23 protein-coding genes are annotated in these 22921 nt (G+C 60.8%); 21 read left to right on the top strand and 2 right to left on the bottom strand.

Annotation, left to right across the window (positions count from 1 at the left end):
* Positions 1-98 precede the first annotated feature (98 nt).
* The 5 genes from nopM (at position 99) to QA635_RS31540 (ending at position 4789) form a co-directional block, all read left to right on the top strand.
* Positions 99-1844: a T3SS effector NEL-type E3 ubiquitin ligase NopM gene (gene nopM, locus QA635_RS31560; RefSeq protein ID WP_283063552.1), complete on the top strand. Its 1746-nt coding sequence runs from the start codon at positions 99-101 to the stop codon at positions 1842-1844.
* A gap of 609 nt (positions 1845-2453) precedes the next feature.
* Entirely contained in the window at positions 2454-2732 is a 279-nt protein-coding gene (locus tag QA635_RS31555) for a helix-turn-helix transcriptional regulator (RefSeq protein WP_283063551.1), read from the top strand.
* Between the two features lie 190 nt (positions 2733-2922).
* Positions 2923-3387 (top strand): DUF2840 domain-containing protein, encoded by a 465-nt coding sequence (locus tag QA635_RS31550; RefSeq protein WP_283063550.1) that lies wholly within the window; start codon positions 2923-2925, stop codon positions 3385-3387.
* Positions 3384-3896, top strand: coding sequence for a S26 family signal peptidase (locus tag QA635_RS31545; protein ID WP_283063549.1), 513 nt, complete (start codon positions 3384-3386; stop codon positions 3894-3896). Before QA635_RS31550 ends, QA635_RS31545 begins: the two co-directional genes overlap by 4 nt.
* A 203-nt stretch (positions 3897-4099) precedes the next feature.
* Positions 4100-4789, top strand: coding sequence for a lytic transglycosylase domain-containing protein (locus QA635_RS31540; RefSeq protein WP_283063548.1), 690 nt, complete (start codon positions 4100-4102; stop codon positions 4787-4789).
* 380 nt (positions 4790-5169) lie between these two features.
* On the opposite strand, the gene tnpC is transcribed toward QA635_RS31540, so the two are convergent.
* Entirely contained in the window at positions 5170-6015 is an 846-nt protein-coding gene (gene tnpC / locus QA635_RS31535) for an IS66 family transposase (RefSeq protein ID WP_283063547.1), read from the bottom strand.
* A gap of 108 nt (positions 6016-6123) precedes the next feature.
* On the opposite strand from tnpC, the gene QA635_RS31530 reads away from it, so the two are divergent.
* From QA635_RS31530 to QA635_RS31455, 16 genes are all read left to right on the top strand, one after another.
* The gene (locus tag QA635_RS31530; RefSeq protein WP_283063546.1) at positions 6124-6357 is read left to right on the top strand and encodes a hypothetical protein; all 234 of its coding nucleotides are present in this window, start codon (positions 6124-6126) and stop codon (positions 6355-6357) included.
* On the top strand, positions 6354-8117 hold the full coding sequence (locus QA635_RS31525) for a relaxase/mobilization nuclease domain-containing protein (protein WP_283063545.1): 1764 nt from the start codon (positions 6354-6356) through the stop codon (positions 8115-8117). The genes QA635_RS31530 and QA635_RS31525 overlap by 4 nt, the downstream gene beginning before the upstream one ends.
* A gap of 36 nt (positions 8118-8153) precedes the next feature.
* Positions 8154-10136, top strand: a complete 1983-nt coding sequence (locus QA635_RS31520) for a conjugal transfer protein TraG (RefSeq protein ID WP_283063544.1) — start codon at positions 8154-8156, stop codon at positions 10134-10136.
* Positions 10137-10142: 6 nt separating this feature from the next.
* Entirely contained in the window at positions 10143-10568 is a 426-nt protein-coding gene (locus tag QA635_RS31515) for a CopG family transcriptional regulator (protein ID WP_194456090.1), read from the top strand.
* 132 nt (positions 10569-10700) lie between these two features.
* Positions 10701-12029 (top strand): MFS transporter, encoded by a 1329-nt coding sequence (locus QA635_RS31510; RefSeq protein WP_283063543.1) that lies wholly within the window; start codon positions 10701-10703, stop codon positions 12027-12029.
* 230 nt (positions 12030-12259) lie between these two features.
* Complete coding sequence (gene trbB, locus QA635_RS31505; protein WP_283071932.1) at positions 12260-13174, top strand: P-type conjugative transfer ATPase TrbB; 915 nt, start codon at positions 12260-12262, stop codon at positions 13172-13174.
* A gap of 1 nt (position 13175) precedes the next feature.
* A complete protein-coding gene (locus QA635_RS31500) occupies positions 13176-13502 on the top strand; it encodes a TrbC/VirB2 family type IV secretion system protein (RefSeq protein WP_212058505.1) in 327 nt (108 codons plus the stop codon).
* On the top strand, positions 13502-13765 hold the full coding sequence (locus tag QA635_RS31495; protein WP_018270310.1) for a VirB3 family type IV secretion system protein: 264 nt from the start codon (positions 13502-13504) through the stop codon (positions 13763-13765). Before QA635_RS31500 ends, QA635_RS31495 begins: the two co-directional genes overlap by 1 nt.
* A 10-nt stretch (positions 13766-13775) precedes the next feature.
* On the top strand, positions 13776-16217 hold the full coding sequence (gene trbE / locus QA635_RS31490) for a conjugal transfer protein TrbE (RefSeq protein WP_283063542.1): 2442 nt from the start codon (positions 13776-13778) through the stop codon (positions 16215-16217).
* Entirely contained in the window at positions 16214-16942 is a 729-nt protein-coding gene (gene trbJ, locus QA635_RS31485; RefSeq protein ID WP_194456085.1) for a P-type conjugative transfer protein TrbJ, read from the top strand. Before trbE ends, trbJ begins: the two co-directional genes overlap by 4 nt.
* The gene (trbK-alt, locus tag QA635_RS31480) at positions 16942-17313 is read left to right on the top strand and encodes a putative entry exclusion protein TrbK-alt (RefSeq protein ID WP_194456084.1); all 372 of its coding nucleotides are present in this window, start codon (positions 16942-16944) and stop codon (positions 17311-17313) included. The genes trbJ and trbK-alt overlap by 1 nt, the downstream gene beginning before the upstream one ends.
* Positions 17310-18536: a P-type conjugative transfer protein TrbL gene (gene trbL / locus QA635_RS31475; protein ID WP_283063541.1), complete on the top strand. Its 1227-nt coding sequence runs from the start codon at positions 17310-17312 to the stop codon at positions 18534-18536. Before trbK-alt ends, trbL begins: the two co-directional genes overlap by 4 nt.
* Positions 18537-18628: 92 nt before the next feature.
* Positions 18629-19312: a conjugal transfer protein TrbF gene (trbF, locus tag QA635_RS31470; RefSeq protein WP_283063540.1), complete on the top strand. Its 684-nt coding sequence runs from the start codon at positions 18629-18631 to the stop codon at positions 19310-19312.
* Positions 19309-20343, top strand: coding sequence for a P-type conjugative transfer protein TrbG (trbG, locus tag QA635_RS31465; RefSeq protein ID WP_283063539.1), 1035 nt, complete (start codon positions 19309-19311; stop codon positions 20341-20343). Before trbF ends, trbG begins: the two co-directional genes overlap by 4 nt.
* The gene (locus tag QA635_RS31460; protein WP_283063538.1) at positions 20340-21551 is read left to right on the top strand and encodes a TraB/TrbI/VirB10 family type IV secretion system protein; all 1212 of its coding nucleotides are present in this window, start codon (positions 20340-20342) and stop codon (positions 21549-21551) included. Before trbG ends, QA635_RS31460 begins: the two co-directional genes overlap by 4 nt.
* 4 nt (positions 21552-21555) lie before the next feature.
* Positions 21556-21837 (top strand): DUF2274 domain-containing protein, encoded by a 282-nt coding sequence (locus QA635_RS31455; RefSeq protein ID WP_194456079.1) that lies wholly within the window; start codon positions 21556-21558, stop codon positions 21835-21837.
* A gap of 148 nt (positions 21838-21985) precedes the next feature.
* On the opposite strand, the gene QA635_RS31450 is transcribed toward QA635_RS31455, so the two are convergent.
* Positions 21986-22894, bottom strand: coding sequence for a TauD/TfdA dioxygenase family protein (locus tag QA635_RS31450; RefSeq protein ID WP_194456078.1), 909 nt, complete (start codon positions 22892-22894; stop codon positions 21986-21988).
* Positions 22895-22921 lie beyond the last annotated feature (27 nt).

Genomic DNA, 22921 nt, shown 5'->3' with positions numbered 1-22921 from the left:
CTCGCCCGAATAACTATTGCGTTGGCGCACAACCAGCTGCTTCGGAGCCTTACGAAGCGGCAGGCGTACTCTTTAGTTTCTAAAGGCAGAGAAAGTTGATGGATACAGGACAGACACAGCGGAGCGCAGGTTCCGACCCGGACCTTTTTGAAGAAGGTGAGCAGGAAAGCTACCTCACCGGCTTCAACAGTGCAGTGGCAAACTTGTTCGAAGCCTTGACTGGGTATCGGACTCCCGCCTCCTTGCGCGCGCGGATCCTGGACAGCTGGGTTGCCGAAGAGGGGCAAGGCGAAGCCGAGAACCGACGACAGGGGCGCATGCGAATTAGGGCTTCGGACAACACGGGCTCGCATTCGCTTGATTTGTCCTTCCTGTCTCTGACCGGTTTGCCCACTGCCCTGCCGCCAAGGTTGCAGGAACTGTACGCCAGGCACAACGAGCTCAGCAGCCTGCCCGCTACGCTCCCACCCGGTCTCCAGCATCTTCTCATTAGCCATAACCGGTTGACCAGTTTGCCGGACGCTCTTCCGGCAACCCTCTCCTGGCTAGAGGTGGCCGATAACAGCTTGATCAGTCTGCCCGCCAATCTTCCGGCTGGGCTCGAGATGCTGAACGCAAACGACAACCGACTCAGTAGCCTGCCCGACGCTCTCCCGAGCCGTCTCACCTCGCTCGCGGTTAGTGGAAATCAGCTGACCGAGCTCCCCGAATCCCTCCCATCGGGACTCATTGAACTCGATGTCAGCAGCAATCAATTGGCCAACCTGCCAGCGACCCTTCCGAGCAGGCTCCAATCGCTCAATCTTAGCGCTAACCAGCTGACCAGCCTGCCTGAGGGTCTGGTTGGTGGTCTTGTACCACATCTTAGTTTCAACTACCCGCATTTGGAGAACCTCGAGCTCGGTGATAACCCGCTGCCCGACCATGTACTCCCTAATCTGGCGGCACTTGCAACGCCACCGCGGCTTGCACACCAATCTTTATATGAGGCTGCCGCGCACTGGCTCGCCGACGACCCGGCGACGCTGGCCGAATGGCAGCACTTTGCGGATGAGCCAGGCGCCCAGGACTACGCATGGTTCCTGGGGAGGCTGCGAGGGAACGTGAACTACGGCAATGACGAGTTTCGGCAGGCAGTGGCTGGTGATCTGCGTCAGGCGGCGGGCAATCCAAGAATGCGCGAGCAGTTTTTTGCACAGGCTTCCGAGGCCAACGCGACCTGCGACGATCGTGTTACCTTGCACTGGAACGGCATGCAGACTGCGCGCCTCAACGCTGACGTCGAGGAGGGAGTATATGACGATCGGCTTGGCGAACTGATTCAGCGCGGCCGTATTGCGTTCCGCTTGGAGGCGCTGGACGAGCTCGCGCGCGATAGGATCAACTTGCTTGCCCGCGACCACCCGAATGTGGACGACGTCGAAGTCTACCTGGCGTACCAACATCTGCTGCGCGAGCCGCTGGAGCTCAGTCACGTCGCCCCCGACATGAGCTTCCTGGCGGTCTCTCACGTAAGCGAGGACGACGCGGCGCAGGCGCTGGACCTGGTCCGGGAGAAGGAAGCGAGCCAGTTCACCGACTACATGGCGGCCCGTTGGCAGCCCTGGGAGACGGTCCTGAAGCGCATCGCTCCGGACGAATATGAAGCGATGCAAGACCGGTTGGTCGAAGCCATGGGCGAGGAGTTTCAGAGCCGGCTCGATCAGCGATTGGCCGAGCATGGTCTGCTAGGCGATGCTGATGCCGAGCGCGTGCTCGGCGCCCGGGTCCGCAACGAGATCGCCGGCGAGATCAAACGCGAGGTCATGCACGGTGTGCTCGCAGAACGTGGCCTTGAACTGTAAGACTTCCGGAACCGCCGCAAACATCTTCACCGCTCTGCGGCGGTTCCTGAACACTGATTGTGCAATTGACATCATTTCGAACTGCCTCTGACGATTAACTGCCGCTTTCGGCCAGTGCGGTCACCAGTGCGGGCTCGCTGGTCCGGACAACGTTCCAATGCTCATGTTCCGGCTCGACCGCTTCAAGTGATCGATGCAAAACTGCTTCAGGCCATACCGGCGCTTCGCCTTTCGGAGCTCGTTGCCGATTTGCTTGATCGTCATCCGGCTGCGGTCTTGGACCCAGACCTTGATCGGCTCAAGCTGTTCCTTCGCCGCCGGATGTCGAGGAATTCTTTCTGGTCAAATTCGCCGCTGATCTGCTTCTTGACCGAGACGCCGGATAGCGATGCGATCTCGCGATATGCGATCTGCTCCGCGGACATTTCGAGGCTGACTGTACATCTCGTCGGAAGCCTCTGCGGTCCGAGATCGAATACGTCTTCCGTGGAGGTATCGAAAATGACCCCCTCGTCTTCGGCATCCCCCTAAGCATTGCTGCTCCGCGATTGTGGCCGTCGATGCGCGGCGAACCTCGCTCGCGCTCCAGACGATCACGGAGCCTTTCAGATGTCCGATCTGAACACGGATAAACCGCCGCGGTACCTTCGCACGTCCGAAGCCGCGCGCTTTCTGAGTTTGTCCGGCCGCACGTTGGAAAAACATCGAACGTACGGAACCGGTCCGGAATATCACAAGATCGGCGGGCGTGTGGTCTACTCAGTAGCCGACCTGACAGCCTGGGCCAAACTGGGCAAGAAGAAATCGACCTCCGATCCCGGTGCCGGCACCGTACTGCCCGCCAAGCGGCATGCGCCAATTCCCTATGCGGGTAAAGAGCGGCGCTAAGCCATGTCCGTCAGCAAATCCCCAACGCACCACCGCCGCTCCGAGCGCGGCAGCTTGACCTGTTTCGCACGCTTCCTGGCGATCTCGCGCTGCGCCGGATGGCCAGTCCTGCCCTCCTTCAGAAGCGGCACACGCGCTTCACCAAGCCCAAAGCATGCGATTCCCGGTTCGAGCTTCAAGGAGCGGCGGCATGAGTGATCTCACCGAAGTGGAAGTGCTGTGGCTCGAAAAGCGTATTGAAAACCGCGTTCGTTTCGGTCGCATTGTCAAGGAACGGAAGCTTGATCGCCACCGTCGTATCCTGTCATTTGCAGCCGGCAGCATCTTTGCCTTCGTCCGTTGGAATTCCAACGACTTTGGCACGGTCATTTCGCGGATCGACATCTTGCGCGCGGTCGCAGCGGGACAGCGCTGCTCGACCGTGCCCTATGTAAAGCCCGGCGGAGAGATTTTGCTGCGGCTCTCCGGCTGGCCTAAAGTCGAACGGGCGCTGCAGATGATCGACGCGATCGATGCGCTGGGCATCGATCCGGCTGATGTAGCGCCCGATCATTGGCATCACGTTCACAATCGCCTGTCCGTCAACGAAAACCCGCGTCCCTACACGAAGGGCCGCCACCAGGCTTGGCTACATCGTCAAAGGGTGATGCGATGACGGGCCGTCTATGGACGCTGACCACGACGTTTGCCGTAGCTGCCGCTGTCGTCGCGACGATCGCCCTGGAGCCGCTGCCGATCTACATTTGGAATGCATCGGCAAGCGTGCCGATCGGTCTCTATGGCTTGCGACCAGCGAAGCACTTCTTTGTCACGGAGCTGGTCGCGGTTCAGCCGCCGGAACCGCTTGCGACCTTTCTCGACTTCAACGGCTATCTGCCGCTTGGCGTCCCTATGCTGAAGCGAGTCTTGGCGCTGCCCGGGCAGACGGTCTGCAGAAGTGGACTCGCAATTTCGGTCGACGACATTGCAGTGGGCGAGGCGCGGGATCGCGACGGACGCGGCCGGCCGCTGCCGAAATGGCAGGGTTGCCGCGTCGTCAGAGACGGCGAGTTGTTTGTCATGAATTGGCAGTCGGTCGACTCCCTCGACGGTCGATATTTTGGGCTTCTTCCGGCCTCGGCCGTGATCGGCCGTGCCATCCCGGTGTGGACATGGGAGGACTGATCGTGCGGGGTTCACGCGGTCGCCACGCCATTCCTCTGTTCGATCGATTTGGGGACCATTCCTCCGTCCCGGTCAATGTCTGCAAAGCCGACGCGTGCGGCGGCGGTCCAAGGCGGCCGAACGGCCGACGTGAAGCAGCTTTACGCTGGACGGGCGCGAACTCGCCATCTTTGGTTCGACCGGGCGTGCGTGTTTGCGCTGTCGTGTCACTGCTGCTCATTTTGACTGCGTCGCATAGTGTTGGTCTGGCCGAGAATGGATCGACTACCGTTCGAGCGGTCTCTCAGACGAGCAAGCCGTTTGCAGCTTTCGTCTACGAAGCGTCAAAACGCTTTGCAGTTCCGGAAAACTTGATCAGTTCAGTCATTAGCATCGAAAGCGCTGGTGACGTACAAGCGAAGTCGCCAAAGGGCGCAATCGGCCTGATGCAGATCATGCCGGCGACCTGGGCGGAACTTCGCGAACGCTATCATCTCGGCAGCGATCCCTACGATCCGCGCAACAACATTCTGGCCGGCACGGCATATCTCCGCGAACTGCTGGACCGCTATGGTTCGCCCGGGGCGTTCGCCGCGTACAACGCGGGGCCAACTTGCTACGACGGGCATCTCGCGGGCGCTCCTTTGTCAGACGAGACGCGAGTATATGTGGCCAAGCTTGCAAATCTGCTTGGCATCGAACTGCCAGCAACTTGGGCCGCGAGCCAGCAGCCATCAGCAGCTGCGACGCTGTTCGTCGGGCGAATTGACCCAGTCAAGGCGGGCGATCGGAAGCCGGCGTTCCTATTCTCGAGCGGCGCAACGACTGTAATCTGGTCGCGAGATGTTTTGCAGATGGTCCCCAAGGCCACTGACATGTTTGTCGCCCGGTCGAACTCGGGAGCAGGGCGATGATCAGCTGTGCGGCTTGGGAGGCGATCGCGTGGTTCAGCGAGGAAAACGGCCGGAAACCTGGGACTGGTGGCAACACGACGATATGCGTCCGCGTCCGGAGGCTGCACACGACGTCGTATCTTGACGTACTTAACGGCCTCACGTGGCAATTCTTCGAGCCAGAGAACTCCTACTCTGTGTGGGACTCAGCTATAGCAGCTTCCCCTTTTGCGATGGTCTCGGAGAGCAGCGCAGTATCCGTCCCGCTTCGCGAAGAGTACGTAACCTCTATAACCCCATCACATCGTAATTCTAGAACGTCATGTAATATCGTTACAAAGGACGGCAATTGCAATTACTCGCGGTCTCATGTTCGTCGTTTAGCGATAGTCTGGCTTTGCTCAGGCGGTGCCAGCGGCAAGTCCTGCGGGGCTCGCGTTCCACGGCAGAAGCCCGTCGAGCATGCGCTGCAGCATGCCGCGCAAGAATGCGTAAAGCTCGACGTGGTTGGGCATACACGTTGCAATGAGCGAACAGAGGATCGCCCGTCGCTCCCTACCGTCATCGTTCTCGTCGAAGAGATTGTTCTTGCGTCCGAACGCCACGGGTCGGATCGCCCGCTCGACGGAGTTCGTGTCAAGTTCGATGCAGCACCCATGGAGGAAGCGGGGCAATCCATCCCAGTGCGACAGTGCATAACCGATCGCTTCGCCGAGATTGCCGCGGCCGGGCAGTTGAGGAGGCTGCATCTCGAGCCAAGGGCGAAGGCTGTCAACGATCGGCTTGGCGAATGCGCGCCGCATCGCCAGCCGATGCGCCGCCGATTGACCATGCACCTGCGCTTCGACGGCATAGAGGCTAGCGATGCGCCGCAGGGCCTCGTGCGCGACGGGCATGTCCTCGGACACGGGCATGTCCTGGGACTGCGCAACTTCGTAGGACTTGCGCCTGGTGTACGCCCAACACGCGGCGAGGATGATGTTTCCGGCGTCAGTCAGCCGATAGAATCCTGCGTATCCGTCGACGTGCAGAATGCCCTTGAGATGCGTCAGATGCGCCGCCGGACGCTCCGCCTTCCGGTCGTGCGCGAACACATAAACTGCAGCCGGGGGCTCAGGCCCAGCCCAGCTCCATTGATCGCAGGCATACACCCACAGCCGTCCGGAACTTGGTGCGCCCTCGGCTCGGGGAGGACAAGAGCGCCGGACCGCTTGGACGGCCCTGTTTACCAACCTGATGAAGAGCATGCGACGGTCCAAGTGCCGAAGAAGGAACGCATGGACCCCGCCCGGTGAATGCGATCGCAAGCGCGGTGTGTGGAGACGTTTGCGTGTTGTCGATGCAGGGAGTCTGTCATGGCTGAAGCGCGAAGAGTCGAAGAAAAGCGTAGGAATGAGTTGACTTTGAACACCCGATTAGGAAGGCGAGATAAAAGGGGCTCGCCGGTCGAACCGCAAGCCATTGACATGGCTTGGGTTCTGGCGTGCCGGTCGGTCGCGGCGCGTGCCGCGCCTTGCATCTTTAACAATGCAATCAAGGACAATCTCGGCACTGTAGGCGCTTTCGCCCGCCTGGAGGGCCGCCTGTGACCGCGGCCGATAGCGACCTGCGTATTCGGCCTGGGCGCATTCGCAGCACGCGCACGCCGAAGCCGAAGAGCTTCATCAACCAGGTGCTGCGGGCGGCGAAGAAAGCAGGGCACACCTCGGGGCAGGCTGTGGCCGGCAGGCGTTCGGCGGCCTATGGGCGCTCGACGTTTGGCCGCGGGCGCCTCGCCTTCAGCCGCGCCAGATTGTTCAGCCCGACGCGGCGCGTTGTGGTGAAGGCGCGCGTGGTTCGGCATAAAGGGCGAGCCTTCCGTTCAGCATCACTGACCGCCCACCTCTCATATCTGAAGCGCGACGGCGTGACTCGGGGTGGTGAGCGGGCCGAGATGTTCGATGCGGGTAGCGACCGCGCCGATAGCGCGGCTTTCGCAGAACGGTGCAAGGACGACCGGCATCATTTCAGATTCATCGTCTCACCGGAGGATGCCGGCGACATGAACAACCTGCGCGCCTTTACCCGCGATCTCGCCACGCAGATGGAGACCGATCTCGCCACGCGGCTCGATTGGGTGGCTGTCGATCATTGGAATACCGATAACCCTCACGTTCATATTCTCGTTCGAGGAGTAGATGAGGAAGGGGCGGATCTCGTGATCTCCCGCGACTACATCAGCAGGGGACTGCGCTCACGCGCCGAGGAACTGGTCGCCATCGAACTGGGGCCAAAACCGGAGCATGAGATTCGCAATTCGCTGGAGAGGGAAGTCACGGCGGAACGATGGACACGGCTCGATCGGGAGATCCGGCTGATGGCAGACGAGACCGGCACTATCGATCTTCGCCCAGAGAATCCCGGCAGGTCCGACCCCGAGATCCGGCGCCTGATGGTCGGTCGCCTTCAACAACTGGAGAAGATGGGCCTGGCCGCATCCGCGCTACCTGGGGAATGGATGGTAGGGCTCGAGGCCGAGCGTAGCTTGCGCGACCTCGGCATGCGCGGCGATATCATCAAGACCATGCACCGCGCCTTTACCGAGCGCGGGGAAGCGCGCGGCGTTGCCGACTTCGTCATCGACGGCGGACAGCCGACATCCCAGATTATCGGACGACTGGTCGATCGTGGATTGCACGACGAACTGACCGGCGAGGCCTACGCCACGATCGATGGAACAGACGGACGCGCTCACCACGTGCGCTTTCGAGGGCTCGAGGCCTTCGAACATGCGCCACCGGTCGGCGGCATCGTCGAAGTCCGACGCTTCGGTCAAGCCGGCGATCCGCGTCCCACCCTGGTGCTCGCGCCCCGTTCCGGTATCGATCTTGGGGCGCAGGTCACCGCCAAGGGCGCGACCTGGCTCGACCACCGGCTCGTCGAACGCGATCCGATGCCGCTCGCCATGGGCGGATTCGGCCGTGAGACCCGCGATGCCATGGAAGCCCGGACCGAGCATCTGGTTCAGGAGGGCCTGGCTCGGCGGCAAGGCCAACGCGTCATCTTGCAGCGAGACCTCCTGAACACATTACGCCGACGCGAACTCGAGGAGGTGGCAACAAAGGTGTCGGCCGACACCGGTCTACCTCACATGAAGGCCGCCTCCGGGGCGCATGTGGCGGGCACGTATCGCCAGCGACTGACGCTCACCTCGGGACGATTCGCCATGATCGATAATGGGCTCGGCTTCCAACTCGTGCCCTGGTCGCGTGAACTCGAAAAGAGGCTCGGCCGGCACGTCGCCGGCGTCGTGAAGGACGGCGGCGGCATCGAATGGGACCTTGGCCGCAAGCGCGACCTTGGCCTCTAGCAATCTCTCCAATTTAGTTGCGGAAGGGCGTTTGGGATGTCCGGAACCAAAATCCTCTGGGGACAGGTCATCGTTGTCGGCCTGATCGTTTTGTTGGCCATCTGGGGAGCCACCGAGTGGACGGCCTGGCGACTCGCTTGGCAACCGGAGCTTGGGCGGCCTTGGTTCGAACTATTGGGCTTCAAGATCTATTACCCGCCAATCTTCTTCTGGTGGTGGTTCGTCTACGACGCCTACGCGCCTCAAATCTTTGTCGAGGGGGCCTTCATCGCGGCGTCAGGGACCTTCGTGTCGATCGCGGTGGCGATCGGCATGTCGGTGTGGCGCGCGCGTGAAGCCAAGAACGTCGAAACCTATGGTTCGGCGCGCTGGGCTGATGCCGAAGAGGTTCGAGCGGCCGGACTTCTCGGTCCGGATGGCGTTGTGCTTGGCAAACTCGACCGCGACTACCTCCGCCATGACGGACCGGAACACGTACTGTGTTTTGCACCTACCCGGTCGGGCAAAGGTGTCGGTCTCGTCGTCCCCTCATTGCTGGCATGGTCGGGCTCGGCTATCGTCCACGACATCAAAGGTGAGAACTGGCAACTGACCGCGGGCTTTCGCTCTCGTCACGGCCGCGTCCTGCTGTTCGACCCGACCAACCCGAAGTCCTCAGCTTACAACCCGCTCATCGAGGTCCGGCGCGGGGAATGGGAGGTTCGCGACGTCCAGAACGTCGCCGACGTCCTGGTCGACCCCGAAGGCTCGCTCGACAAGCGGAACCATTGGGAGAAGACCAGTCATTCGCTTCTGGTCGGCGCCATACTCCATGTCCTCTATGCCGAGACAGACAAGACCTTGGCCGGCGTCGCAGCTTTTCTTTCCGACCCGAAGCGGCCGATCGAAGCCACTCTAAAGGCGATGATGACCGCTCGGCACCTCGGCGAGCAGGGCGCTCATCCCGTGGTCGCATCGACCGCGCGCGAACTCCTCAATAAGTCGGAAAATGAACGTTCTGGTGTCCTGTCCACGGCGATGTCGTTTCTCGGGCTGTACCGTGATCCCGTGGTGGCCCAGGTGACCTGCCGTTGCGATTGGCGGATCGCCGATCTGATCGCAGATAGCCACCCTACAACGTTGTATCTCGTAGTGCCGCCATCCGATATCTCACGGACCAAGCCGTTGATCCGTCTGGTGCTGAACCAGATTGGTCGTCGCCTGACCGAGGACCTGCACGCCTGCGACCGCCGGCATCGAGTCCTGATGATGCTCGACGAGTTCCCAGCGCTAGGGCGGCTCGATTTTTTCGAGTCCGCGCTCGCCTTCATGGCGGGGTACGGCATCAAGAGCTTCTTGATCGCGCAATCGCTCAATCAGATCGAGAAGGCCTATGGGCCTAACAACGCCATCCTCGACAACTGCCACGTCCGCGTCAGCTTCGCGACCAACGACGAGCGGACGGCCAAACGTGTGTCCGACGCCTTGGGTACGGCGACCGAGATGCGGGCCATGAAGAACTACGCCGGGCACAGGTTGAACCCTTGGCTCGGTCACCTCATGGTCTCGCGCCAGGAGACGGCAAGGCCGCTTTTGACCCCGGGCGAAGTCATGCAGCTTCCGCCGATGGACGAGATCGTCATGGTGGCGGGCACGCCGCCGATCCGGGCGAAGAAGGTCCGCTACTACGAGGATCGGCGATTCGCCGAGCGGGTTCTACCTCCCCCTGATCCGGCGAGGGCCGGCCGATCATCGCGAACGGACGGATGGTCAGCGCTCCGAACGTTAAAGCCGGCGGGAGGTTCAACTGACAAAGCCGCGGAGGCTGAGAAAGACACGGCGAACAGCGGGCTCCGTCGAGAGCCGGAACTCCCCGATCACGTCGCGATCGTCAAGGAAACGACCGAACCGACGCCGGCAGAGGAATTTGCTGCCGTTCTTGACGACGACGAGGATGCGGTCCGCCAGTCTCGACTTATGCAGACGCGTGGCGTCGCGCGTCAAGTCGCTATGGACCCGAATGACGGTATGGAGCTCTGAGGCAATATGCGCGACCGGATGAACGTGTATTTCCCGCCCGAGCTTCTGAGGCAAATTTCCGATCTTGCCGATCGCAAGAAGCTTTCGCGGTCTGCGATCGTGGAAGCGGCCGTCGCTTCGTTTCTGTCACCGGATGGAGCGGACAGGCGGGAGGCAGCATTTACCCGTCGTCTGGATCGGCTTTCCCGTCAGATGCAGAGGCTGGAACGTGACGTCGGTTTGACGGCCGAGACCTTGGCCCTCTTCATTCGTTTTTGGCTGACGATCACGCCACCGTTGCCCAACGATGCGCAAGCGGCCGCTCAAGCAAAGGGAAGGGAGCGCTTTGAGGGATTTGTCGAGGCGCTCGGGCGTCGTTTGCAAAAGGGGCAAAGCTTTCTGCGCGAGATTCCAGAAGATATCCGCCGTCAGGAATCGGCAGAAGAAGGCTGATTGAACCATGTCGATAGACCGTTTCGCCGCTCTTTCTTTTTCTACGCCAGCCTACTACCGCCGCGAGTTAACCGAACTGACAAAAGCTGGACGCGCTATCGGCTCGGGTGAGCTGAGAGCAAAGGGGCCAGCATGCAAATCTCAACAGCATGGCGTCGAATCGCGCGCGTTTTTCTCCCTTTTGCAGCTGGGTACTATCTCTCATATCTGTTTCGAACGATCAACGCTCTGATCGCCAGCCATCTCAGCTCGGACACCGGGCTTGGGACTGCCGACCTCGGGTTGCTTACGTCAGTCTATTTTCTTGTTCTCGCGGTGGCCCAGATCCCCGTCGGTTTATTGTTGGACCACTTTGGTCCGCGTCGCGTCCAGAGCGTTCTGCTCTTGCTCGCAGCAGTGGGCGGCGGACTGTTTTCGGTATCGACTGGCTTCCTGTCGCTTTTGATCGCGCGCGCAATGATCGGGCTTGGCGTAGCGGCGGCACTGACCGCAGGACTGAAGTCGATCATCCTTTGGTTCCCTAGGGAACGAGTTGCCTTGCTGAACGGCTATATGATCATGCTGGGGTCGCTAGGAGCGGTGACCGCGACGGCTCCCGTCGAACACCTGCTGACTTCGATTGGCTGGCGGCAGCTCTTCGAGATTTTGGCAGTCGCGACCGCTACGACGGCCATTCTCATCTATCTCGTGGTGCCTGAACGAAGCGCAGCCCCATCAACAGCTTCCGCCACCCTGAGCTCCGTTTTCAGCGATCGGCGCTTTTGGCGAATGGCCCCATTGTCGGCGACTTGCATTGGATCGGCTTGGTCTCTGCAGGGATTATGGGCATCGCCATGGCTGACCGACGTAGAGGGGTTTGATCGCGCAAGCCTCGTGAGCCAGCTTTTCATTATGTCGATCGTACTTAGCGCGGGTGCCTGGTTGTTCGGTATGACGGTCCATTACGTCAAACGAAGGGGAATCGGGGCGGAGACAATATTGGCGATGGTTGCGGTACTATTTATCGCAGCCGAGTTTGCCTTGATCCTTCGAGCGTCTCTGCCGTCTATCTTGCCCTGGTCTGTTGTCGCAATTGTCGGAACGGCAACCGTGGTCAGCTTCGCCGTGATAGCGGATTACTTTCCGCCGGAGCTTGCCGGTCGTGCCAACGGCGCCTTGAACGTCTTGCACTTTGGTTGGGCGTTTCTAGCACAATACGCGACAGGTCTTATCCTGGAGCAATGGTCTGCGAATGATGGCCATAGGCCCGTCCAAGCCTATCAAGTAGCGTTCGGTCTCAACGTAGCACTGCAGATCGTGACATTGCTCTGGTTCGCGCTGCCTTGGTTCCGGGCCTTTGCGTCATGGGTGGGTTCAATCTCTCTCGAGATGTCGGCTAGCGCCTTCGAACCTGTCGAGTCAGTTGGCTTGTACGAGAATTCGGCCATCCTCCTGCCTCCGGATGACGATGCGGAGTGGTGAGCAGCAACTCGCAGCGAACCCATACGATTGAGTAGGCGTCAAATATCGCCTCTCAATCTTTCTTTTTCTACGCCGGTCTACGATCATCGAAAGCGCTTGTTGCGCCAAGTCCATTGGTGCCTTTTCTAATCGTCCCCATCTGAGGGGCCCTCTGTGGAGGCCCTCATTCGGTGGGGGCGACGGTGGCAATCCATTCCTTTCAATCGGAGGCGAATTCGCGCGGTGCGCGAATGCTGCGTAGTGCGCTTGGCCCAGCGATCGCCGGATACCTCGAGGATGAATCGATCATCGAGGTAATGCTCAACCCAGATGGGCGGCTGTGGATCGACCGGTTGTCGCATGGCCTGACCGATACAGGCGAAACTCTGTCCGCAGTGGATGGCGAGCGCATTGTTCGCCTGGTTGCGCACCACGTAGGCGCCGAGGTGCATGCCGGCGCGCCACGGGTCTCGGCCGAATTGCCTGGGACCGGCGAACGCTTCGAGGGGCTCTTGCCCCCAGTCGTTGCAGCACCGGCCTTTGCTATCCGCAAGGCCGCCGTCGCCGTGTTTACGCTGGATGACTACGTCGCCAAAGAGATCATGACCCCGGAACAGGCCAACATCCTGAAGAGCGCAGTCGTCTCACGCAAGAACATCCTCGTCGCCGGCGGGACATCGACCGGCAAGACAACATTGACGAATGCGCTCTTGGCCGAGGTGGCAAAGACTTCTGATCGGGTCGTGCTGATCGAAGATACCCGCGAACTTCAGTGCAAAGCGCCCAATCTCGTCGCTTTGCGTACCAAAGATGGTGTGGCCACGCTATCGGACCTCGTTCGCTCCTCGCTGCGACTGCGTCCTGACCGAATTCCAGTCGGCGAAGTTCGCGGTGCCGAAGCACTCGATCTGCTCAAGGCTTGGGGCACCGGCCACCCCGGGGGCATCGGCACCATCCATGCGGGTACTGCGCTCGGTGCCCTGCGGCGGCTCGAGCAACTCATCCAGGAAGCCGTCATCACGGTTCCGCGCGCCCTGATCGCTGAGACCATCAACCTCGTTGCTGTGCTTGCGGGGCGCGGCGCTGACCGTCGCCTCACTGAGCTTGCCCTCCTCACCGGGCTAGGGGCCACCGGCGACTACGACCTTTCATCAGCAGGAGACTGACATGCGTCCGCAATTTCGTTTTCGTCGAGATGCCGCTTCACTGGCCATGTCCGGGATGCTTCTTTTGGCGTCGGCACCGGCATGGGCTGCCGGATCGAACATGCCGTGGGAACAGCCACTCAATCAGATCTTGCAGTCAGTTGAAGGTCCGGTCGCCAAGATCATCGCCGTCATCATCATTGTCGTGACCGGGCTCACGCTCGCGTTCGGAGACTCGTCAGGTGGTTTCCGCAGACTGATCCAGATCGTGTTCGGTCTGTCGATCGCGTTTGCCGCCTCGAGTTTCTTCCTTTCGTTCTTCTCCTTCGGCGGCGGCGTGGTGATCTGATGGATGAACCGGTCACAGGCTTTGTCGTGCTCGTTCATCGCGCGCTCACTGAGCCAATCCTGATGGGCGGCGCGCCACGGTCGGTCGCGATCGTCAACGGCACGCTTGCTGCAGCCCTGGGGCTCGGACTTCGGCTCTGGATCGCGGGCCTTGTCCTCTGGTTCATCGGCCACATGGCCGCCGTCTGGGCAGCCAAGCGCGATCCTGCCTTTGTCGACGTCGTGCGCCGACATCTTCGCATTCCCGGCCATCTCAACGCCTGAGCTCTCTACCATGATGAACCTTGCCGAATACCGCCATTCCAACGCGCGTCTTGCCGACTACTTGCCGTGGGCCGCCCTCGTCGACGAGGGAATCATCCTGAACAAGGACGGCTCGTTTCAACGGACAGCAAAGTTCCGGGGGCCTGACCTCGACAGTGCGGTGCCGGCTGAACTTGTCGCCGTCGCCGGCCGTCTGAACAACGCCCTGCGCCGCCTCGGATCAGGCTGGGCCGTATTCGTCGAGGCGCAGCGCCATTTTGCCGGGGCCTATCCTCCGAGCACATTTCCGGATGTCGCATCCGCACTGGTCGACGCCGAGCGCAGAGCTCAGTTTGAAGAGGCGGGTGCCCACTACGAGTCCAGCTACTTCTTGACCTTCCTCTATCTGCCCCCCGAGGAAGGAGCCGCCAAGGCAGAGCGACTTCTTTACGAGGGTCGCGACCGCGCCGTTGGGGCCGCTGCTCGCGAGGTACTCCGCGGTTTTATCGATCAAACCAACCGCGTGCTTCAACTCGTTGAAGGATTTATGCCCGAATGCGCCTGGCTCGATGATCAATACACGCTGACCTACCTGCACTCGACAATCTCGACCAAGCGTCATCGGGTTCGGGTGCCCGAAATTCCCATGTACATCGATGCGCTCTTGGCCGACCAGCCGTTGACCGGCGGGCTAGAGCCGATGTTGGGCTCAGCCAACCTTCGGGTCCTAACGATTGTTGGCTTTCCGGGCGCCACGACTCCGGGAATCCTAGACGACCTGAATCGCCTGCCATTCTCTTATCGTTGGTCGACCCGGGCGATCATGCTCGACAAGACCGACGCCACCAAGCTGCTGACCAAGATTCGGCGGCAGTGGTTCGCCAAGCGAAAGTCGATTGGCGCCATTCTCAAGGAGGTCATGACGAACGAGGCGTCGACGCTGCTCGATACCGACGCCCACAACAAGGCGCTTGATGCCGACGCGGCGTTGCAGGAACTGGGGTCCGATCAGATCGGACAGGCCTTTGTCACGGCGAGCATCACCGTCTGGGACCGCGATCCTAGTGCTGCCGATGAAAAGTTGCGGCTGGTCGAGAAGGTCGTTCAGGGCCGTGATTTCACCTGCATGATCGAGACGGTGAACGCCGTCGAAGCCTGGCTCGGCAGTCTGCCCGGGCACGTCTACGCCAACGTGCGTCAGCCGCCGGTTTCGACCCTCAACCTCGCCCATATGATTCCGATTTCCGCCATATGGGCCGGCGAGGCGAGGGATCTGCACTTCAAGGGTCCGCCCCTCCTGTTCGGCAAGACCGAGGGATCGACCCCATTTCGATTCTCCCTCCACGTCGGCGACGTCGGCCATACCCTTGTGGTCGGACCGACGGGGGCCGGCAAGTCGGTACTGCTCGCTCTGATGGCACTGCAATTCCGCCGTTACCCGAACTCTCAGGTCTTTGCGTTCGATTTCGGTGGTTCGATCCGGGCGGCCGCGCTCGGCATGGGCGGCGACTGGCATGATTTGGGCGGCGCTTTGTCTGACGGAAGTGATCGGCCCGTCGCGCTGCAGCCGCTGGCCTGGATCGATGATCCTTCCGAGCGCGGATGGGCCACCGAATGGATCTGCGCGATCCTGGCACGGGAAAAGATCGAGATCACCCCGGAGGTCAAGGATCATCTGTGGTCGGCGCTGACGTCTCTCGCCTCGGCGCCGATGCAGGAACGCACCCTGACGGGGCTGTCAGTCCTCATCCAATCTAACTCCCTGAAACGTGCCCTGCAACCCTATTGCCTGGGTGGTCCCTCAGGGCGCCTGCTTGATGCCGAATTCGAGCGCCTTGGCGAAGCGTCGGTCCAGGCGTTTGAGACCGAAGGCTTGATCGGAACGAGCGCGGCGCCGGCCGTGCTGGCGTACCTCTTCCATCGTATTGGGGATCGTCTCGATGGTCGGCCGACACTCCTGATTGTCGATGAGGGTTGGCTTGCCCTCGATGACGAGGATTTCGCGGGGCAACTCCGGGAATGGCTCAAGACGCTTCGGAAAAAGAATGCCTCCGTCATCTTCGCCACCCAGTCGCTCTCGGATATCGACGGCTCCGCGATCGCGCCGGCGATCATCGAAAGCTGCCCAACTCGCTTGTTGCTGCCGAACGAACGGGCGATCGAACCGCAAATCACCGCCATCTACCGCCGCTTCGGCCTCAATGACCGCCAGATCGAGTTATTGAGTCGGGCAACGCCAAAACGCGACTATTACTGCCAGTCCCGCCGCGGCAACCGGATGTTCGAACTCGGGCTTGGTGAGGTTGCGCTCGCGTTCACTGCGGCCTCTTCCAAGACAGACCAGGCTGCCATTGCGCAGCTCCTCGCCGAACATGGACCTGACGGCTTCGTGCCGGCCTGGCTCCAGCACCGTGGCGTCGCCTGGGCCACAGATCTGATTCCCAATCTCGTCAATCTGGAGAAATCGCCATGAGGCGTCTAGCCCTATTGGCCGCAGCCGGCGTCACCGCGCTGGCGCTTGGCGTTACGATCCCCGCACGGGCGCTGATCGTTTTCGATCCCAACAACTACGTTCAGAATGTCCTGACCGCTGCGCGGGAGCTCCAGCAGATCAACAACCAGATCAACTCGTTGCAGAACGAGGCGCAGATGCTGATCAATCAGGCGAAGAATCTGGCGAGCTTGCCGTATTCGTCGCTGCAGCAACTGCAATCATCGATTCAGCGTACCCAGCAATTGCTGGTCCAGGCCCAGCGCATTGCTTACGACGTGCAGCAGATCGATCATGCCTTCTCGACAAGCTACGCGCCAGCGACCAGCAGCCAGTCGAACCAGTTGCTGGTCGCCAACGCTCAAGCGCGATGGCAAAATTCCTATGCCGCAACGCAAGACGCGCTTCGTGTCCAGGCCGGCATCGTTGCTAACCTCGACACCAATCGCATCCAGACATCCGCGCTCGTGACGTCAAGCCAGGGTGCCACTGGCGCTCTGCAGGCAACGCAGGCTGGCAATCAGATTCTCGCGCTTCAAGCGCAACAACTTGCCGATCTCACGGCGGCCGTGGCGGCGCAGGGCAGGGCGCAGAGCCTCGAAGCGGCGCAGCGCGCCGCGGCCCAGGATCAGGGTCGAGAGCAGCTCAAGCGCTTCCTGACACCAGGACAGGGCTATCAATCCTCCAATGTACAGATGTTCCACTGATGACCGACGTAAAGGCATTCAAGGCGCTGTCGCTGCTTACGACAATCGGCCTAGTGGCCGTCGCTGCCTGCACGATTCAGCTGCGCGGACTAGACGAGTCTCGGTCGGCACCGAAGGCGAAGCAAGGGACCGATGCAGCCGACTCCGACCTCGCACGCTGCCGCGGCGTCACTCTAGAGGAAACAGCGGGTTATCGGCATTGCAAGCAGATTTGGGACGAAAACCGGCGTCGCTTCTTTGGCAAAAGAACCGGCCCAGCAGACCCTGGCCAGAATGATTCCGCCGCAGGGCTGGCGCCCGCCCCAAAGGATCAGAGCCGGATCCCGCAAGCATATCCGCAACCGGCGACACCCGAGGCGGCCAAGCCATGACGGGTACCGGGATCATCGACCAATTCTTGGAAACGTTCACGCGTTATATCGATAACGGATTCGGGTTGCTGGGCAGTGACGTTGGGTATCTCGCGACGACACTCGCCGCGATCGACATCACTCTCGCTGCGTTGTTCTGGAGTTGGGGAACTGACGAGGACATCATCGCGCGGCTCGTCAAGAAGACCCTCTTCGTCGGCGTCCTTGCCTACCTCATCGGCAACTGGAACAGCCTGGCGCGCATCGTTTTCGAGAGCTTTGCCGGCCTTGGGCTGAAAGCGTCGGGTGCAAGCCTGTCCGCATCCGATTTCCTGAGGCCGGGAAAGATCGCCCAAGTCGGACTCGATGCCGGCCGACCGCTGCTCGATTCGATCTTGAACCTGATGGGTTACATCAGCTTTTTCGAGAATTTCGTTCAGATCGTTGTTCTCTTATTCGCGTGGGTCGTGGTGCTGCTCGCCTTCTTCATTTTGGCGATCCAGCTTTTCGTCACCCTGATCGAGTTCAAGCTTACGACGCTGGCCGGCTTCGTGCTCATTCCATTTGGTCTGTTTGGCAAGACCGCCTTTGCCGCTGAGCGGGTCCTGGGCAATGTAATATCTTCGGGGATAAAGGTTCTGGTCCTAGCTGTCATCGTCGGCATCGGTTCGACCCTGTTCTCGCAGTTCACCTCTGGTTTCCGAGGCGCTCAGCCGACCATTGAAGACGCAATGACGCTAGTGCTCGCGGCGCTCTCCCTGCTGGGCCTCGGCATCTTCGGTCCGGGTATTGCAAACGGCCTGGTATCCGGCGGACCGCAGCTCGGCGCCGGTGCGGCGATTGGAACGGGGTTGGCTGCTGGCGGGCTTGTTGCGGCAGGTGCTGGTGTAGCGGCCGGTGGTGCTGGTCTCGCTAGTGGCGCGATTGCAGGCGCCGCGCGCGGTGGCGGCGCTGTTCTAAGCGGAGCATCAGCCGCCTATCGAAGCGGCGGCCTTGCCGGCGTCGCGGAGGCTGGCGCTTCGGCTGCCATGAGTCCTTTGCGTCGCGCAGCGGCTGCCTTCGGAGGTGAGCAAGCGGGCGAAAGGGCCGCGAGCACCTCGGCCGAGGGGCAGCCTGATTGGGCGCGCCGGATGAAGCGTGCCGAGACTATTCGGCATGGTGCTTCGGCTGCCGGCCACGCCGTCCGCTCGGGCGATCACGGTGGCAGCGGCTCCTCCGTCGATTTGTCCGAAGGAGAGCGCTGAGACGCACCACTGCACCTACGCCGCACAGCAGCACCTCAAACCCCTCCATCGCCCGACGTGAAACCGATCACTCGATACCAGGGTAACCATCGATGTTCAAACGAACTTCCGTTCACTACGGGCGCATGCCCGCACCGGTCACGCCGTATCAGAAAGCAGCTCAGGTTTGGGACGAACGCATTGGATCAGCGCGCGTGCAAGCCAAGAACTGGCGCCTGATGGCATTCGGCTGCTTGATGCTGTCAGCCGGTCTCGCTGGTGGGCTTGTCTGGCAGTCGAATCAAGGCTCGATCACACCCTGGGTGGTCGAAGTCGACCATCTTGGCCAGGCCCAAAGGGTCGCGCCGGCCAACATCGACTATCAACCCACTGATGCACAGATCGCCTACCATCTGGCGCGCTTTATCGAGGATGTCAGGGGCCTTCCGGCCGACGGCATCGTTCTGCGCCAAAACTGGCTCCGGGCATACGATTTTGCGACCGATCGCGGCGCCGCTGCGCTCAACGACTACGCGCGCAACAATGACCCTTTTGCCAAACTGGGTAAGGCGCAAATCTCCGTCGACGTGTCGAGCGTCATTCGCGCGTCTTCAGAAAGCTTTCGGATCGCATGGATCCAACGCACCTACGATAACGGCTCGCTGAGTTCGACCGACCGCTGGACTGCAATTCTCACCGTCGTGATCGAGATGCCGCGCGATGCCGAACGCCTGCGCAAGAATCCCCTTGGCGTCTATGTCCGCGCCATCAACTGGTCAAAGGAGTTGAGTCAGTGACCAAGACCCCGTCTGACGTTTATTCGAAGCGTCCTATCGTGCAGAGTAGGTGCAATTCGACTTGGTCCGAGTTCGTGACATCGAAGCGAGCATTTCTATCCGCTCTTCTGCTTTGTTCGTCGGCGCTCGGTGGGTGCGCGACCTACATCCCGCCACGGATCAGCTATGACGCGGAAATCCCGCCGCTGCCGGCGCCGCCAGCGCCTCTGGATGACAAGTCGCGACCGCTCCACGTTCCGCCGCTCTGGAAGCCGGCTCTCGGCGGCAAGTCAGGAGGGAAGGAAGAGCCCGAACCTGTGAGCCGGGTTGAGACGGCAAACAGCGCAGCCAGGGTCGAACCGCGCAAGCGGGGATATTTCAACGCAGCGCAGATCTACGCCTACAGTCCCGGGGCGCTCTATCAGATCTATGCCGCGCCGGGGCAGATCACGGACATCGCGCTCGAGGAGGGAGAGCAACTGACGGGATCAGGGCCCATCGCGGCCGGAGATACCGTACGCTGGGTCGTAGGCGATACCGAGAGCGGGAGCGGCGATACGCGACGCGTCCATATCCTGGTCAAGCCGACCCGCGCATCGATCGAGACCAACCTCATTGTCAATACCGACCGGCGCACCTACCTGATTGAGCTCCGCTCCCGCGAGCGGCCATATATGCCGTCTGTTGCCTGGTACTATCCCGAAACGGCGCGCGAACGATCCCGTTCAGTCGCTCTGAGACCCATTCTTCCGGATCCAGGGCAGCGTATCTCCCGCTATGCCATTGAAGGGGACAGTCCACCCTGGCGGCCGCTCGCCGCATACGACGATGGCCGCAAGGTCTACGTCGAATTCCCTAGAGGTATCGTCCAGGGAGAGATGCCACCGCTCTTTGTCATCGGTCCTGACGGGAAGACCGAGCTCGTCAACTATCGCGCCTACGGTAACGTGTTGATCGTCGATCGGCTGTTTGCAGCAGCTGAACTGCGGCTCGGCGGTGAGCGCCAGCAAAAGGTCAGGATTGTCAGGACCGACGGGAGGCCGTCGTCATGAACAGCCGGAGTGGAAACGATCACGAGCAAGCAGATTCGCCGGAGACACAAGAGGAGCAGTCCAAAAGCTTCCGACTGAGAGCGGAGCATCCGCGCGTGACACGGTTGTCGCGAAAAGTCCTGGCCGGAGGGAGCGCGCTTGCCTTCTTTGTCATTGGTGGAGCAGTCCTGTGGTCGCTGCAGAACAATCGTCCCCGAAACCAGGCGGCCGAGGAACTCTACAGCACTGACCATCACAATGTTGCCGACGGCCTTACGACGCTGCCGAAGGACTATGCTGGCGTTCCGCGCCAGCCAATCCCGCAGCTTGGTCCGCCACTCCCTGGCGACCTCGGTCGGCCAATCCTTGCTGCCCAAGGTCAGTCGCCGGCGATCGGGCCTGATGCGGAACAGCAGCGCCGGGACCAGGAGACCGAGGCCGCCCGCATTAGCCATTTGTTCGCTGCGACCAAGGGAGGAGAAGGACATCCGCCTGCCGCTGCGGCTGTTGAAGGCGACCGCGTCGCGTCGCCGAACTTATCGAGCACTGGCGACGACGGATTTGCGCAGAACGGTCAAGACCGAAAGCTTGCCTTCGTGAATGCTTCTGTGGACCGTCGCACGGTCAGCCCCGACCGCATCACCAAGCCGGCTTCACCATATGTCGTGCAGGCTGGGACGGTCATTCCGGCAGCCCTGACTACCGGGATCCGATCGGACCTGCCAGGCCAAATTACCGCGCAGGTCACCGAGAATGTTTTTGACACGCCGACCGGCCGCTTTCTGCTTGTGCCTCAGGGAGCGCGTCTGATCGGCGCGTACGATAGTCAAGTTACTTTCGGCCAGTCCCGTGTCCTACTGGTCTGGACGCGGCTGATTATGCCGAATGGACATTCTATCGTTCTCGAGCGGCAGCCTGGCGCTGATAGCGCTGGCTATGCGGGTCTGGAAGACCAAGTCGACAATCACTGGACAGAGCTATTCAAGGCTGCGGCACTATCGACGTTTCTGGCGGTCGGGACCGAACTAGGGGCTGGCTCGGACACCAATAGCAACGACAGCGCCATCATCCAGGCGTTGCGACACGGCGCCTCCGACTCACTGAACCAAACCGGACAGCAGGTGGTTCGACGCAGTCTCAACATCCAGCCTACTCTGACCGTGCGGCCTGGCTTCCCGGTCCGTGTTCTTGTCAATCGTGATCTCATAGTTACGCCGTATAGAGGGTGACAGCATGCCAAAACTCAAAATAGGAGAGCTTCCAGACGACAAGCCGGTCAAAGTGAGTACGGAGCTGCCGGCGGCCGTGCATCGTGATCTCATTGCATATGCAGAGGCCCTTACGCTTCAAGGCGGTCAAGTGGTCGAACCGACTAAGCTAATCGCTCCCATGTTAGCGCGCTTTATGGCCACGGATCGTGGGTTTTCTAAACTGAAACGTCAGGGCGACGTACCGGTCGCTGGCGAAGACAGTGATGCCCAAGGTTTTTCGAAGCTGTCGCGCGACGCTGAATAGTTGCGAAGCATAAACCTAGGCGCCGCCGAGTTTGGCCCCAACAGCTGACATATCGTGTGGGAATGTGTGTTTCCAAGTCTGCCGAAACAACTCCGGCAAACCAGGTTTCTCCATTCTCAATGCGAGGGCGCTGGGCGTCGATGGGCCGCTATTCGGTTACCTTCAGGCGCGTTACACTGCTCCGGCCATCTACGCTGATGGGCACGTCACCATCGATCGTGGCCCGACGTACGACGCGATGCTGGTCACCGTAATCGTTGACCGCGTAATGCTGTGTTGCGCGATTGTCCCATATCGCGATATCGCCCTCTAGCCAGTTCCAGCGCACAGTATTTTCGGGCGCGGTGACGTGAGACTGGAACAGATCGAACAGCTTTTGTCCGTCGTACTTGGGGACCCCAATAAAGTGCTTCACTAAGGCGCCGAGCACCAGCGCCCGCTCGCCTGTTTCGGGGTGGACGCGCACGACGGGATGCTCGGTCTCAAAAACCGTTCTGGTGAACACCTCGTCAAAGTGTCTCTTGTCGACCTCGCGGACGCGCGCGATTCCGGCGTAATCGAAAACGTTGCTGTGAACGGCCCATAGTTCCTCTGCAAGCCGCTGTAGCGGTGCCGGTAGATCAAGATAAGCGGCCGCTGTGTTCGACCACACGGTGTCGCCTCCGAACGTTGGCATTACAACGGCTCGTAGGACCAAAGTTTTGGGATAGGCGTCGGCGAAGGTCCCATCCGCATGCCAAACATCGGCGCGACCGCCGCCGCGACTGGAGTCCAGTTCGAGGAGCGACGCCATTCCCTTGGTAGGACCGAGCATCGGATGGGGAACTAGCTTTCCAAGGCGAGCGGCAAAGCGCTCCTGCTCGGCGTCGTTGAGATGTCCTTGATTGCGGAAGAAGATCACCTTGTGCTCGAGCAACAAGCTGTTAATCGCGGCGATCGTGTGGTCCGGTAGATCGCCCGATAGCTTGATATTTTTGACTTCGGCACCGATGCGCGCTGCACGCTTCACAACATCGGTGCCTGAAATGACGTCACCGATCAAAGCCGTTGTGCTCATGTTGTTTTTCCAAGCCAACTCGCAGTG

Origin of the sequence: Bradyrhizobium brasilense, assembly GCF_029714345.1 — a bacterium.
Lineage (GTDB): Bacteria > Pseudomonadota > Alphaproteobacteria > Rhizobiales > Xanthobacteraceae > Bradyrhizobium > Bradyrhizobium australafricanum.
The sequence above is the reverse complement of the archived record's forward strand: the minus strand, read 5'-3'. Positions and strand labels throughout refer to the sequence as shown.